Genomic DNA, 13,942 nt, shown 5'->3' with positions numbered 1-13,942 from the left:
ACGGGACGATTAGGAATTAAAGCCGCGACTCTCGAAAAACTGGACTCGCTACAAGCCGACCTGACAAGCTTCTGTGCCCCCTTCCTGGAGGCCGGGGTCCAGTTATGCCTGCCCTGTCCGGGCAAACGCCTCCCGAGCCCTGGCGGCGAATAGCGCCAGGCATGTCAAGGACGGCGCCACCATGGACCTCGATGGCTCCAGACCCGCGCAAGCTCTGGCAGATGCCACATGTTGTCCGCGCCAAAGCGGCCATCCTGGACCAGGAAATCCCCTCGCACCAGTCACGCGCGGATCAGCGACTTGCCCCGGATGTGCATTCGGTTGTCCGCGAACTGCACCGTGAAGCCGAAGAGCTCATCGATACGTACATCCGAGAGTTTCAACGGCTCGCGAAGCGAGGCATGGGCGTGATGTAAGAGCTGCCGGCGGCGCAGTAGGCAAGATCGGCAAGGACATCGCCTGCAAGGATCAGCGGGGTCGTTCCCAAGGAGTACGTCACCGGCCCGTTCCCCACGTCGGGATCGTAGGAAGAAGAACACGAACATGGCCGAGGCCCCAAACCGCTGGCAGCCGAGCCCCGAGATGCGCGCGCTGCTGTTCACGGACTTCGACGGCGAACCCGCCGAACCGGACGGCGTGATCGCCGACGCGCTCGACAGCGGATACGCCGAACGTACCCCTGCCTTGAGCGCAGTCCTTCAAGACAGCAAAGCCGACCCGGCTGAGCGTCTTCTGGCCTGCGCCGCACTGACCAGCTGGGCGGACCCGGCCGGTTACGCGGCCGTCATCGCGGCCGCCGAGGCTCCGGACGACGTGGTGTGGCGGGGGCAGTCGTACGACCGCTTCTTCACTCAGGACGACACGTTTGGGCAGCTTGCGGACGCGGTCGGCGCCAGCCGGGACATGGTCGACGAGCGGGGCACCGCCCAACAGCGCATCGAAGCTGCCCGCAGCCTCATCGCCATCGCCGACGTGGTCCAGTTCGACCGGCATCTCGGGCATGTGCTGCAGTCCGACGTCATCGACGCCTGCCAGGACGAGATCCGCGCCACCGTCGACCGTTGGCATCCAACGCCTTGCCGCCGATGACCGCATCCCCTTCGACCTCGGCCTCCAACTCGCATTGCTCACGATCGCCATGCGCCGCTTCGACGAACCAACGGCCACCGACGCGATGCGCCGCCTGGTCGCCGCGAACTTGCCGAGGCCACCGGAAGCCAGCTGTGGTTGATGTAGTTCGGTGGACGTCGCCTCGGCACGCGGATGGTGGTGGAATCGACGTCCTGACCCCGTACCCTGGTGGTCCTGAGCCCAAGAACTAATCCGTGAGCTACACCGAAGGTTTTCAGGACGGAGATGAGCGCTTCCCCGCGCTCCGTGACCGATGATCAAGAGAGTGGGCTTCTACCAGGAGTTCGGCGATCACGGCGATCCGTCGGTTTCCGCCCCTTCCCTTCGTGATGCGGTCAGAACCGCCGGGGAGTGGGATGAGGACCGGATCGTCGCCTACCTGGAATCGTCCCCCGAGATCTACTCCGTCATGGGAGCGGAGCGGGACGCCATCACCGGTGATGCATGGATTCCCGGCGCCGGGTCCCTGGTCACCGACGGGACCTGGCTGTGGCCTGTCGAGCTGGCGCACTACGTACGTCGGCATCACATCGCTCTCCCCGCCGAGTTCATCGCCCACATCCGGAGCAACGACTACGCCGGCCCTGTCCTCTCCCACGAGCGAGCCCTTGAAATCTTCAACGAGCACTTCGGCCGGGATGCCTCGGAGTAGGCAGCTCACCGAGGCTGCACTGGGAGTCGGTTCCGCATCGCCCAAACCCACCAGGCCAGCAAGACCGTGGCCACGACCCGTCCGGATATCCAGGAGTTGCTGACGCAACGCGGGTCGGGCACTTGCCCATTGGTGTGTTTGGGCGGAACAGACAAGGCCGACATGTGCCTCGTGATCCCGCACCGGGACTACGGCAAGTGGGCGTGCCTCACGAAATGGTCGAACTCGCCTGCTCGGACACCGAGAACGAAGGTGTCCCACTGGTGGCGGGTGGTTTTGACCACGGTGTTCGGGGTGCTGGTCTCGTGGAGGTGGACGGGGGTTTCTTCGTCGTCGCCTTCGGCGAAGGTGATCTCGATGGGTGCGGTGCTGTTCGGTTCTTCCTTGAGTGCGGCCAGGAGGGCGCCGAAGTCCGCCGGGGTGGTGGTGAGTATTGCACCGGTGGGGTCGGCGGACTCGGTTATGTGGACCGCTTCGGGGGTGGCGGATATGTGGATGCAGGAGGCGCCCTCGGAGCAGTACGAGGACTTCTGCCAGCGCGGTTTCACGGGCGTTCCCTTCACAGCTCTCGCATCACGTTGTGGATGAGATCTCGGGTCTTCTTCGGCGTGAGTGCGACAGCCGCGACCCGGTCGAACAGCGCGCGGTACTTGTGCAACTGGGCCTCGGCGTCGAGGAACGCCAGGCCGTGGGCCTGGTCGAGGTAGACGGTGTCCAGCTGCGGCACCGGTCCGTGCGCGTAGTGGATCGATTGCCCGGATCCCGGGTAGGCGCCGGCGCCGAAGGTGATGACGCGCAGGGTGATGTGGTCTCGGTCGCTCATGTCGAGCAGGTGCTGCAACTGCGCTCGGGCAACTGCGGAGCCGCCGACCTTCATGCGCAGGGCGGCCTCGTGGATGATCGCCTCGTACGGGGTCGGAGCGTCCTCGCGGAAGAGGATCGCCTGGCGCTTGATGCGGAATGACAGGCGGTGCTCGATGTCGGGTGGCGAGAGTTCGATCACGGCCTGACGGAAGATCTCGAGAGCGTACTCGCGTGTCTGGAGCAGACCTGGGATGCGAGCAGTGGTCGAGTCACGCAACGACAGGGCGTGGTGCTCCAGTTCGGCCAGGTCGACGAGTGAGCTGGACAGGAGTTCGCGGTACTGCTCCCACCAGCCGCGGGTGCGCTCCGAGGTCATGTAGCTGAGCGCTTCGATGAGGGGCTTGTCGGAGCAGTCGTAGCGGCAGGCGATCGTGCGTACCCGTTCGGGGCTCACGCCTACGCGGCCGGCCTCCATGTTGCTGACCTGCGCCTGCTTGATGCCGAGGAGTTGACCGGCCTCGGTGGAAGTCAAGCCTGCACGCTCGCGCAGTTTCCGCAGCTCCGTGCCGAAGCGCAGTTGGCGACCCGTTGGGTTCCTCACGGGCTTGCCGCCTCCTTGCAGTCACTCACATGGGTGGTAGTGAAGGCGATCCCTACATTTCAGTGAAGGCCTTCACTGGGTGCCGCTACCTTACAACTGGGGCCCCGCTCAGACCTTCAACCCCCTTCACTGAACGGAGACTTCCATGCCCACCGTATCCCCGCCCTGGACCTACACCCTCCAACTCCCGCACGATCCACGCGCACCGGGGATCGCTCGAGCAACCCTCCGTAGCGTCCTCTCCGCACACGACCTCTCCGCCCTCACCCCCACCGCGGAACTCCTCGCCGCCGAACTCCTCACCAACGCGCACCTGCACACCGCCGGCCCCTACGCCCTCCGCCTCCTCGGCGGCGAACCGGGTCGGCTGCGCGTCGCCGTGTGGGACACCGACCCCCGGGTACCGCCAGGCTTCACCGAGGACAAGGGCGAGGCCGCCGACGTTGCCGTAGCCCCGGACGACGCCGAAACCGGACGTGGGCTGCACCTCGTACGAGCCTGTGCCGAATCCTGGGGAGTCTCCGTGCTGCAGCAGCTGGGCGCGTCGAGGGGCGGGAAGCTGTTGTGGGCGGAGTGCAGGGGAGATGACCGGGCGTGACGAGTGAGCAGGCGGGAGCGGATGCCCCACAGTACGGTGGAGCCCAGCGGCCGGCGTCGCGCAGCCATAGGGACGGTTCACAGGAAAATCTCAGTGAAGTCGGGACGGGTTTCTCACCTTTATGGGAGAGAGTGACGCCTGATGAAGCGCATCTCACGCATCTGGCTCACTTCGCGTCCCACCTTGCTGTGCGGTGTGGTGACGCTCGGCCTGACGTCGGCGTCCGTGGCCTCCGCCTCCGACGGGCCGGGGCCCTTCGGGGTCACCGCCGCCACGGTCGCGTCGCGGCAGAGCGCGCGGGTCGGCGCGCTGTTCGGCTCGGACCGGGTCGGCAAGCTGGTCGGCGGGCACTTCTGCACCGCCTCGGTCGTGCACAGCCGGCAGCGGGTTCTCATTGTCACGGCCGCGCACTGTGTGGATGGTGACGCCGGGGATCTGGTGTTCGCGCCTGGGTACAGGGATGGGCGCGCGCCTTATGGGGTGTGGAAGGTGGGGAGACGATTCCTGCCCGACGGGTGGGCCAAGGGGCAGAGCGAGGACAGTGACATCGCCTTTGCCTATGTTGACGAGCTGGGTGGGAAGCGGGTCGAGGATGTGGTGGGTGGGAACCGGTTCGTGAGCGGGACGGCCACCGGGGCCACCGCCGTGACCGTCACCGGGTATCCGGACGAGCGCGAGGTGCCCATCACCTGCACCAACAAGCCGGCCCTGCACAGCCGTACCCAGCAGCGGATCGACTGTCCCGAGTTCACCGGCGGGACCAGTGGCAGTCCCTGGGTGAACGGGGACAAGCAGGTCGTCGGGGTGCTGGGCGGGCATGAGCACGGCGGGGACACCGCCGACATCTCCTACAGCGTGGTGCTGGGCGCGGAGGCTGCCGAGTTGTACAGGGATGCAGCGAGCGGGCGGTGAGCGGCGTCGGCTCTGCTGCGGTGGGCTGAGGGCAGGGTGGAAGCCACCCAGCCTCAACGCACCGCAGCGACGTCCGCCCAACCGCCCTTTCCCGCAGGCCGGGCGTCGGCTAACCGGCCATGGACGGGGCGTAGGGCGACAAGGCCGGAGCGAGCTGTACTCCGGGTGCCAGGCCGAGGGCGACCAGGGCGTCGGGCAGGCCGCGGCCGACGCGGGCCGCTTCCATGGTTCCCGGAGCGGTCAGTTGGCGGCAGCTGGTGCCGATGATGTCGAACAGGTGCTGTACCCGGCCGGGTCCGCGGGGCAGCAACTGGCCGTGGAAGTCCTCGTGGTGGGCCAGGACGAGTGCGGCGAGGCCGACGACATGGGCCGATGCCGTGCCGGTGCCGTCGAGGGCCGTGTATCCGCCCTGTGCGGCGCAGGACAGGACCGCCACTCCGGGGGCGGCCGCGTCGACTCCGGAGCCGTAGCAGCTGAAGGGCGCGGCGAACAGTCCCTCCGGAGTCAACTGTGGTCCGGAGTGGGTGGCCTGGGAGGTCTCCTGTGCGTACGAACCGTAGGCCCCGAGTGCGCCGACCGTGAACACGGTGGGCAGCGAACCCGGGAAGGCGACCGGTCCGCCGGTGTCACCCGCCGGGGCGACGCAGGCGACGCCCGCCGCGTTGGCGTCGGCGAGTTTGCGAGAGACCAGCGCCGAGGGGTACGGGGTCGCGACCGCGATGTGAGCGATGTCGACCTCGCGCTCGATGCAGTGGTCCAGGGCGGCGATCAGGTCGCTGAAGTGCCCGTCCGGCATGACCTGGCAGACCTCGATCTCGGCGTCGACGGCGATGCCGATGATGCCCCGGCCGGTGTCCGCTCCGGCGATGACGCCCGCCGCGTGGGTTCCGGTACCCATCGTGTCGTGGGTCCAGCCCTTGTCCGTGCCGCGCACGAGATCGGTGCCCGAGTGCACCCGTTGCGCCAGATCGGGGTGCTCGGCGCTGACGCCGGAGCCGATGAGGCCGATCCTGACACCGAAGGCGCGAAACGTGGGCGGCAACCGGTCCAGCCCCATCGCCTGCTGGCCCCAGCCGTATTGCTGACGCTTCTCCAGCTCCGGATACATCTTGGCCAGCGGAGTGAGGGTGACGAGATTCTCCTGGCTCGCCGACAGGTCGGGGCGGTGGATCCAGCGGTCCGAATAGCCGCCTGCGGGGCGGACGTACAGGGCCTGGACGGACTCCACGGTCTCCGTCGCCAGGGTGAGGGTGACCGTTCCGTCGGCCCCGGTGATGCCCTGGCTCGGCCAGGTCGCGCCGATCAGGAACACTCCCGCACCGGCCAGCGGTTCGTCGTCCGGGCCGCAGACGCGCAATGAGATCTCCAGGGGCTGCTCCAGCGGCGCGACCAGTCCCGGATCGAGCAGCGGCGGCATCCCCGCGGTCGGCGCGGCGGCGGGCATGGCCGCGGACAGCGGCAGATCCGGCTCGATGTGCACGTGCAGCGACCGCATCGCCGGAACCTGGGCCTCCGCCGCCTCGACGACTGCGATCTCCGGACAGGAGGGGTACAGACCGGCGCCCTGCAGCTTCTCCGACGGCCGGAGCCTGCGAACCACCGTGATCTCGGGCAACCGGTCGAGCCGGTCGCACACCGCGTCCATACCGAGTTCGTCCACCCCGGGCGGGAGCATGCTCTGCGGCAGCGGCGTCACCATGTACCGCGCCCGGCGCGGCTGCACCGCGATGGGCGCGGGCGCGCCCTTCCCGCGCAGTTCGGTTTGCTTGCTCTTGGGGCCCTCAGGGCCCGGCCCCCCGACTCCCGCACCCCCGGACCCGCTCTCGCGGTTGTTTGCCGGCCTTTCCTTCACCATCACGTCCACCTTCGCCACGCCTACGTCGTCCTTGTGCTCCTGATCCGGTGTCGGCCGGCTCGCGCATCCGCAGTGATGCGGTGTGCCCGGGAATCGCTCCTGGGCACACCGCATCGCGCGCGCCGCCTGATGTCAGCCGATGCCGAAGGGCTGACCCATCTGGCCGTAGCCGAAGCCGGGCTGCTGGTACTGGGGGAACTGCTGGCCGTAAGGCTGCTGGCCGAAGCCGCCGCCCGACGGCTGCTGACCCTGCAGACCCTGCTGGCTCTGCAGACCCTGCTGGCCCTGCTGGCCCTGCTGGCCCTGCAGGCTCTGCTGGCTCTGCTGGAGCAGCGTCACGATTGCGGTCGGCAGCGCCTGCTGCACGGACTGCTCCACCGCGCTGCGGACGCCCTCGCGCAGCGTGTGCTGCAGTGCGACGGACAGGTACGGGTGCGCATGGTGGGCCAGGCCCTGCTGCTGGAGCTGCTGCTGGACCTGCTGGAGCTGCTGCAGCGTCTGCTGCATGCGCTGCGCGATCTGCACGCTCGCCTGCTGGCAGGCCTGCTGGATGGTCTGCTGGACGATCTGCGCGATCGGCTGCTGGGCAGTGCCGATCTGCTGGCCGAACTGCTGCTGGGGCTGGGCAGCGGTCATCACCGACATGAATGCTCCGTTCGATGTGCCTTGAGGGATTCCGACATAGGTGTCCTATGTGGCATATCGGAAGATTCCGACGCCCCTGACGCTAAGTTGCCGTCACGCGGACCGCAATCGGAAGGGTGTCCTCGGGGTCACCGCCGTGCTCGGCGGGCATGAGGACGCCACTGCCGATCCGTGAGCCCGGCGGACACAGCAGCGCGGCTGCCGTGGGAGTCGTACCCCCACGGCAGCCGTGTCCGTTTCCAACGAGCCGGGTCAGCGCGCGGCCGCCACCGGTGCGGGCTTCTCGGCAGCAGCGGGCGTCACCGCCGGCTTCTTCGCCGCCGCCTCCGCCGCCGTGCGCTTGGCGACCTTGCGCAGGTACAGGTTGTTGAGGACCAGCGCCAGCGCGGTCAGGGCGGCGCCGGCCACCTGCATGCCCGCCGGGATCACACCGGTCAGCGCCGAGATGATGAACGCCGTGATCGGGACGACGTCCATGAAGAGGACGCCGTTGAGCGGGCCGAGGTACTTGTTGCCGAAGTTCCAGCCGAGCACGCCCACGAAGCCGGCGATGACGCTCATGTAGGCCAGCTCGGGCAGGATCGAGGTGACCGCGTGGGCGGTCGGGACCGGGACGCCGCCCGTGGCCAGGATGACCGCCGTGATGACGGAGGCGCTGGCCAGGCCGAGGACCGTGGTGATCGCGGTGTACTTGATCGGCGACCAGGTCGGGAAGTAGGTCGCACCGGAGGTGTAGATCACCCAGCACAGCGCGGCGAACAGCAGCAGCGCGTCGGGGCCGAGGTCGGACGGGTGGGAGAGGAGGGTGCTGAGGCTGCCGTCCGAGACCACCAGGATGACGCCGACGAAGGACATCGCGATGAAGGCCAGCGCGCCCTTCGGCGGAACGACCTTGCGCAGCACCCAGTTCACCAGGAAGCCCATCATGGGCATGGTCGCCATCATGATCGAGGCGTTCAGGGCGCCCCGCGCACCGATGAGGTCCTGACCGAAGAACACCAGGAACTGGAAGCCGGCGAAGCCGGCCGTGCCGAACAGCCAGGCCAGGCCGATCCGTTCACCCTTCAGCTTGAACCCGGCCGCACCCTCGCGCAGCTTGAGGAACACCAGGAACATCGCGCCGGCGATCGCGTAGCGCAGGCAGGTGAAGGTGAACGGGTCGATGTGCTTCAGGGTCACGTCCATGAGGGGGAACATCGCTCCCCAGGACACGGTGGCCAGGAGGCACAGCAGCACGCCTCGGCCGTAGTTCTTCTGATCGTTCATGACTCTTCCTGTCGAGTGGGGGGACGGCAAGGGCAGTGGTGGGCAGTGGTGTTCGGGTCGGGTCGGTCAGGCGGGGACGAGGTCCTTGTGGCGGGCCGCTGCCTCGGCGTGGACCAGCGGCAGCACCGTCTCCAGCAGGCGGGCCGCCCGCACCTTGCCCGTCGGGCTGTACGGGATCGCCTCCACCGGGATCACGTACGCGGGCAGGCACGGCACCCGGCGGGCGCAGGCGGCGGCGACCGCCCGCCGGCCGCTCTCCAGCCGCTCCGGGGAGACCGGGGCGAACGGCACGATCAGCACTTCCTCGCCCGTGTCCTGCAGCTTCGTGCGCAGTACGGCGGTCTCGCGGACGCAGGGCAGGTCCATCAGGTCGTTCTCGAGGCCGAAGATGTTGACGTCGAGCGGCTTGCCCTCGACCGCCTTGGAGACGCCGTCGTTGCGGCCGGTGAGTTCGAGCCGGCCGGCCTCGTCGATGAAGCCGCTGTCGCCGGTGAGCAGGAAGCGCTGGGTGCGGCCGCCGTGGTCGAGGTCGAGGAACTCCGGCTCGGCGGTGGCGTAGGCGTCCATCAGCTGGTAGCTGGCGATCGCGACCCGGCCGCGCATGCCCTTGGGCACCGGACGGTTCTCCGGGTCCAGGACGGCGATGGTGTTGCCCGGCATCGGGCGGCCGGAACGGCAGGGCGCCACATGCAGTTCCTCGGGGCCGATCATGACGTTCACGCCGGTCTCGGTGGTTCCGTAGTAGAGGTGCAGGACCGGGCCGAGGCGGTCCCAGGTGTTGTTGACGACCCAGCGGTTCAGGTGCCGTCCGCCGGAGAGCACGAAGTGCAGCCGGGAGGTCTTGTGCAGGTGCTCGGAGGCCGGGTGGGCGACGACCCGCTTGAGGACCGGCGGGACCATGAGGGTCGTGGAGACGCCCTCGTCCTGGATCAGGCGGATCAGGGCCGCGGTGTCGTCGTACGGGCCGAGGACGATGGTGCCGCCCAGGGACAGGAAGATGCGTGCCCAGCCGGGACCCGACGCGTGGTACATCGGGACCGTCACCAGGTGGACGTCGTCCTCGTCGAAGGAGTACTGGTCCACCAGGTCGGCGAAGCGGCGCGCCTCGAAGGAGGCCCGGCGGATCACCAGCTTGGGGATGCCGCTGGTGCCGGAGGTGAAGGAGAACGCCTCGAACGGCTGCTCCACCGGCCGCGGTTCGCCCGGCTCCGACAGCAGCAGGTCGGTGAAGGCGATGCCCGGCGCGTTCTTCGGCGGGTCGCTGTCCAGCCGGATGTCGAGGACGTCCCGGCCCCCGGGCCAGCCGACGTCGGTGAGCGCCGCGCGCTGGGCGGAGGTGCTGATGACCACGGTCGGCTGCAGCTGCTCCAGCGCGCCGGCGGTGGCCTCGGGCCCGGCGGTGTAGTCGAGTCCGACGCACGGGATGCCGAGCGAGGAGACCGCCGCCATGGCGACGACCAGCTCCCAGCGGTTCTCGGCGACGAACACCGCGCGGGCGGGCCGTATGTCCGGCAGCCGCTCCTCTATCGCGGTCGCCACGCGGGCCACCTTGTCGGCGAGACTGGCCCAGGTCAGCCGGACTTCGCCGTCGACCAAGGCGACGTGTCCGGGGCGGCGCCCGGCGTGCTTGCGGATGTCCGAGAGCTTGATCATTTACGGTCACTTCCTTCCGGCGGAAACGGCAGAGACAGCAGGAACAGCAGGAACAGCAGGAACAGCAGGAACAGCAGGAACAGCAGGAACAGCAGGAACAGCAGGGACGGCGGGGCCCGAGGGGACGCCGTACGCGGCGGTGGAGGCGCCGGGCTGCTGCAGCGTGTAGATCTCGCAGCCGCTGGAGCGCAGCGCGTCGATCTCGCCGAGGGTCCGGTCGCACAGCCGCTCACCCGGCACGGTGATCGGGATGCCCGGCGGGTAGGCGATGATGAAGTGGTCCGAGGTGCCCTGCGTCAGGGCCGCCGACGCGGTGCGGTAGGTGCGCTGGATGGTGCGCAGTGCGTCCAGCAGTCGTAGCAGCGTGGCCTCGTCGACACCGATGTGGACGTGGAAGAGCACGGCGTCGCCGCTCTCCCGGGCCACGTACAGGGCGTACTCGTCGAACAGGATCCGGCGGAAGTCGGCCGCGGTGATGCCGAGCGCGCTGATGTCCACCAGCACCCGGGTCGGGTCGTCGCTCACCAGCAGCGCCGGGTCGGTCAGATGGCCGTCCGGGCCGAGCGCGCGGTACGCCGACAGGCGCGGGTCGGTGCCGAGTTCGGTGCGCAGGGTGCGGGCCAGGTTCAGGGACCGCTCCAGCAGCTGCTCGCCCTCGGTCTCGGCCTGCAGCCGGGCCAGGTCCAGGCTCGCCAGCACCGGCCAGCTGGGCGAGGTGGTGTGGTGCTGGAAGAGCGCCTGTGCGGTGCGCTCCTGGGCCTCGCCGTCGCCGATCAGATGCAGGTACGAGCCCTGCCGCAGCGCCGACATCGACTTGTGCGCCGAGTGCGTCACGGCCACGCGCAGGGGCAGCGGGCGCTCGGTGCGGCGCAGGGTCTCCACCGCGTGCAGGGCGGTCAGCGGCCGCAGTTGGGGGTGGAAGCGGTGCACCGCGCCCCAGGCCTCGTCGACCAGAACCGACACCGTGGGGTGGGCCGCGGCCAGTTCGGCCAGCACCGTGGGCAGGTCGTAGCGGACCCCGTCGTACGACACCGCCGACAGCACGACCGTGTCGTACGGCCGGCCCTGAGCCACCGCCGTCCGGAACGTCTCCAGCAGCCGGGGCAGGTCGCCGAAGGTGCGGGGGCAGCCGGCGCAGCACTTCTGCATGGGCGCGTAGGTGACGTCCACGCCGAGCGCGCCGAGCGCGAAGTGCACCGACTGGTGGCAGCTGCGGTCGGCCAGCACCCGGCTGCCGGGGCGGGCCAGCGCGGTCAGGGCGACCCGGTTGGCGGTGCTGGTGCCGGTGGACAGGAAGAACGTCGCGTCGGCGCCGAAGCTGTCCGCGGCCAGCCGCTGGGCCTCGCGGAGCGGGCCGCGGGGGCGGAAGAACGAGTCGAGCATCGTGCCGCTGTACGACACGTCTGCGGCGAGCTGGGCCGCGCCGAAGAGGGCCTCGTAGGACTTCCGGATGCGGGAGTCGCGGATCGACCGGCCGTGCGAGAGCGGAAGGGCGTGGAAGGAGGCGATGTCCCGGCGGGCCACCGCGAGCACGGCATCGGCCAGCGGCGTCCTGCTCGCCCCGTGACGCCGGGGCGCCGCCTGCGGGCCCTCCCCGGAGGCGGGAGTGGAGCTGGTGGGTTCGGTCATGCCTCCATAAAACAAAACCTTCGCGAAGGTATCAAATATTATCGGGAACGCTGATGGAGTGGGGGCCGGGGTGCGCCGTGCAGGGCCCGGGGCTGAGCGGGAGTGTGTCGCGGGGCTTGGGGCTGAGCGGGTGTGGGCCGCGGGGCTTGGGGCTGAGTGGGAGTGGGCCGCGGGGCCCGGGGCTGAGCGGGAGTACGCCGCAGGGCCCGGGGTCGACCTCCACCCCGAGCCCTGCAGCTGTGTCCCGACTACGCGTTGTCCTGTGGAAACACCGTCGTCGCGTACGCCGTTGCCGCCGGGCCCGGCTGCAGGGTCGCGTGGGCCGCCACCGCGTGGATGTCACGCCAGGCGCGCTGCAGGGGGCTCGACCGGGTCAGGGCGCGGGCGCCCGCCGTGCGGAACAGGTGCTCCACCGCGTCGGTCAGCAGGTCGGCGGCGCGGGAGGCGTCACGCTGGTTGCGGGCCGCGGTCTCCGGCTCGAACGCCGCCGGAGGCGTGAGCGCCGCCCGGTCCGCGCGCTGCGCCGCCGACTCCAGGAGTAAGGCGGCCGCGTCGATGTCGCCCGAGCAGCGCGCGAGGGTCCGCTGGATGCCGGCGTCGGCCGCGGCGCCGCGCTCCTCGGTCAGCGCGGTCCAGGCGTCCAGCGCGCCCCGGGCGGTGCCGAGCGCGGGCGCGCAGAACAGCAGCGCGGCGACCAGGGGGTACGGCACCCGGTGGCAGGGCGCCGCGTCCGGCTCGCGCACGCCCGTCATCAGGGCGTCCCGCAGGCAGGAGCGGTGTTCGGGTACGAACACGTCCTCGACGCCGACCGAGTGGCTGCCCGTGCCGCGCAGGCCGACGCTGTCCCAGGTGCGGTGCACGCGTACGTCCCGGCGGGGGAGCAGCAGGATGCGGTAGGCGGGCGGACCTGCCGGCTGCTCGTCCAGCGTGGCGAGCAGGATCCAGTCGGCGTGTTCGACACCGCTCGCGAACGCCCAGCGCCCGGTCAGGCGCCAGCCCCCGGGGACGCGGGTGAGCCGGCCGGCGGGTGGGACCACCGCCGCCGCTATCGCCGTGTCGGGCGAGTCGGCCCACAGTTCCGCCTGCGCCTCCTCGGGCAGATGGGCCGCGAGTCGGGCGTGCCCGGCCAGCAGCGCGCAGCACCACGCGGTGGAGGCGCACGCCTCGCCGACGGCGGCCACGGCGTTCACCAACTCCGTGAAGCCGCCCGCCCGTCCGCCCCAGCGGCGCGGCACGAAGTGGCGGGCGAAGCCGGCGGCCGGCAGTGCGTCGACCACGTCCGGGTGCAGGTTCGCGGCCTCCTCCGTGGCGCGGGCGTGCCGGGCCGCCAGGGCGGTGACGGCGGTGACGGCGGTCGGGGCGAGGGGCGGGGCGGGCAGGGCCGTGGTCATTGGGTGCCTTTCGTGAAGAAACGCTGACGGGTAGAAAAAGATTCGATCGAGAAGGTATTTTCTTTGGTGGTTGCAGTTGCACCAGGTCGACAGACGGGGACGGACGAGGTGAAGCAGGACAGAGCGCGGCGCACACACGAGGTACTCCTCGATTCGGCGGCGGCCGAGTTCGTTCTCCACGGCTTCGTGGGCACCAACCTGTCCGACGTCGCCGCCCGCTCCCGCCTCACCAAGGGCGCGCTCTACGGCCACTTCGCCTCCAAGACGGAGCTGGCCGAGGAGCTGACCCGGGGGTTCGAGGCGGAGTGGGCCAAGTTGCTCGCCTCGGCCGGGAGTTCACTGCGATCGCTGCGCGAGCTGACCGTGGGGCTGGCGCGCAGGATGGACGAGGACGTTCGGTTCGCCGCGGGGCTGCGGCTAGCCGCGGATGCGGCCCGGGTGTCCCGGCAGGAGCCGGTGCCTGTCGGCGAGTTGCGGGTGAGGCTGCTGGAGTTGGTCCGGGATGCTCAGCGGGAGGGGCGGATCGATGCGTCCCATCGGCCGGAGGCCTTGGCTCGGTTGGTCGTGACCTTGTTGATGGGGGCGCACGTGGCCCGCTGGGAGGTTGGCGGTGGGGACGTGGGTGAGCTGTGGGATGTTGTGTTGTCGGCCCTGGATGCGGGGGCCTGAGAGCTCGGGTGGCCAGGTCTGTTGGCGGGTGCCGGCTCGTTGTGGCTTGTCGCGCCCCGCGGCGGAGCCGCTGATCGGCACAGCCCCGCGCTCCTTTGGGGCCTTGGAGCGCAGGGACCTGCGTCGTGGCCGTTTC

Annotated in this window: 14 protein-coding genes; 6 read left to right on the top strand and 8 right to left on the bottom strand. The window is 69.9% G+C overall.

The features are described from left to right. The first annotated feature begins 191 nt into the window (after positions 1-191). The 3 genes from ACFYZZ_RS18750 (at position 192) to ACFYZZ_RS18740 (ending at position 1,783) form a co-directional block, all read left to right on the top strand. Positions 192-416 carry a hypothetical protein gene (locus ACFYZZ_RS18750; protein WP_386573845.1) on the top strand — a complete coding sequence of 75 codons (225 nt, stop codon included), beginning with the start codon at positions 192-194 and terminating at the stop codon, positions 414-416. A gap of 127 nt (positions 417-543) precedes the next feature. After that, complete coding sequence (locus tag ACFYZZ_RS18745; RefSeq protein ID WP_389176830.1) at positions 544-1,089, top strand: hypothetical protein; 546 nt, start codon at positions 544-546, stop codon at positions 1,087-1,089. Between the two features lie 295 nt (positions 1,090-1,384). Then, the gene (locus tag ACFYZZ_RS18740; RefSeq protein ID WP_389176828.1) at positions 1,385-1,783 is read left to right on the top strand and encodes a hypothetical protein; all 399 of its coding nucleotides are present in this window, start codon (positions 1,385-1,387) and stop codon (positions 1,781-1,783) included. A gap of 188 nt (positions 1,784-1,971) precedes the next feature. Here the strand turns inward: ACFYZZ_RS18740 and ACFYZZ_RS18735 are convergent, their stop codons facing one another. Together ACFYZZ_RS18735 and ACFYZZ_RS18730 are read right to left on the bottom strand one after the other, a co-directional pair. After that, positions 1,972-2,331 (bottom strand): DUF397 domain-containing protein, encoded by a 360-nt coding sequence (locus tag ACFYZZ_RS18735; RefSeq protein ID WP_389176826.1) that lies wholly within the window; start codon positions 2,329-2,331, stop codon positions 1,972-1,974. 11 nt (positions 2,332-2,342) lie between these two features. Then, positions 2,343-3,188 (bottom strand): helix-turn-helix domain-containing protein, encoded by an 846-nt coding sequence (locus ACFYZZ_RS18730; protein WP_389176824.1) that lies wholly within the window; start codon positions 3,186-3,188, stop codon positions 2,343-2,345. A 145-nt stretch (positions 3,189-3,333) separates the two neighbouring features. Here ACFYZZ_RS18730 and ACFYZZ_RS18725 point away from each other — a divergent pair, with 145 nt between their 5' ends. After that, positions 3,334-3,786, top strand: coding sequence for an ATP-binding protein (locus tag ACFYZZ_RS18725; RefSeq protein ID WP_389176823.1), 453 nt, complete (start codon positions 3,334-3,336; stop codon positions 3,784-3,786). Positions 3,787-3,927: 141 nt separating this feature from the next. Then, complete coding sequence (locus ACFYZZ_RS18720; RefSeq protein WP_389176821.1) at positions 3,928-4,698, top strand: trypsin-like peptidase domain-containing protein; 771 nt, start codon at positions 3,928-3,930, stop codon at positions 4,696-4,698. 109 nt (positions 4,699-4,807) lie between these two features. Here the strand turns inward: ACFYZZ_RS18720 and ACFYZZ_RS18715 are convergent, their stop codons facing one another. The 6 genes from ACFYZZ_RS18715 to ACFYZZ_RS18690 form a co-directional block, all read right to left on the bottom strand. Next, positions 4,808-6,571, bottom strand: coding sequence for a S8 family serine peptidase (locus tag ACFYZZ_RS18715; protein ID WP_389176819.1), 1,764 nt, complete (start codon positions 6,569-6,571; stop codon positions 4,808-4,810). 114 nt (positions 6,572-6,685) lie between these two features. Further along, positions 6,686-7,198: a hypothetical protein gene (locus ACFYZZ_RS18710; RefSeq protein WP_389176818.1), complete on the bottom strand. Its 513-nt coding sequence runs from the start codon at positions 7,196-7,198 to the stop codon at positions 6,686-6,688. A 252-nt stretch (positions 7,199-7,450) separates the two neighbouring features. Then, positions 7,451-8,464: a DMT family transporter gene (locus ACFYZZ_RS18705; RefSeq protein WP_389176817.1), complete on the bottom strand. Its 1,014-nt coding sequence runs from the start codon at positions 8,462-8,464 to the stop codon at positions 7,451-7,453. A 66-nt stretch (positions 8,465-8,530) separates the two neighbouring features. Then, complete coding sequence (locus ACFYZZ_RS18700) at positions 8,531-10,117, bottom strand: class I adenylate-forming enzyme family protein (RefSeq protein ID WP_389176816.1); 1,587 nt, start codon at positions 10,115-10,117, stop codon at positions 8,531-8,533. A 6-nt stretch (positions 10,118-10,123) separates the two neighbouring features. Beyond that, positions 10,124-11,746 carry an arginine decarboxylase gene (locus ACFYZZ_RS18695; RefSeq protein WP_389176814.1) on the bottom strand — a complete coding sequence of 541 codons (1,623 nt, stop codon included), beginning with the start codon at positions 11,744-11,746 and terminating at the stop codon, positions 10,124-10,126. Positions 11,747-11,994: 248 nt separating this feature from the next. Then, complete coding sequence (locus tag ACFYZZ_RS18690) at positions 11,995-13,137, bottom strand: acyl-CoA dehydrogenase family protein (protein ID WP_389176812.1); 1,143 nt, start codon at positions 13,135-13,137, stop codon at positions 11,995-11,997. Positions 13,138-13,245: 108 nt separating this feature from the next. On the opposite strand from ACFYZZ_RS18690, the gene ACFYZZ_RS18685 reads away from it, so the two are divergent. Further along, positions 13,246-13,806 carry a TetR family transcriptional regulator gene (locus ACFYZZ_RS18685; protein WP_389176810.1) on the top strand — a complete coding sequence of 187 codons (561 nt, stop codon included), beginning with the start codon at positions 13,246-13,248 and terminating at the stop codon, positions 13,804-13,806. The last annotated feature ends 136 nt before the right edge of the window (positions 13,807-13,942 follow it).

This window comes from Streptomyces sp. NPDC001816, from assembly GCF_042892235.1.
In the GTDB taxonomy this organism is placed as follows: domain Bacteria; phylum Actinomycetota; class Actinomycetes; order Streptomycetales; family Streptomycetaceae; genus Streptomyces.
This window is presented reverse-complemented; position numbering and strand designations above follow the sequence as displayed.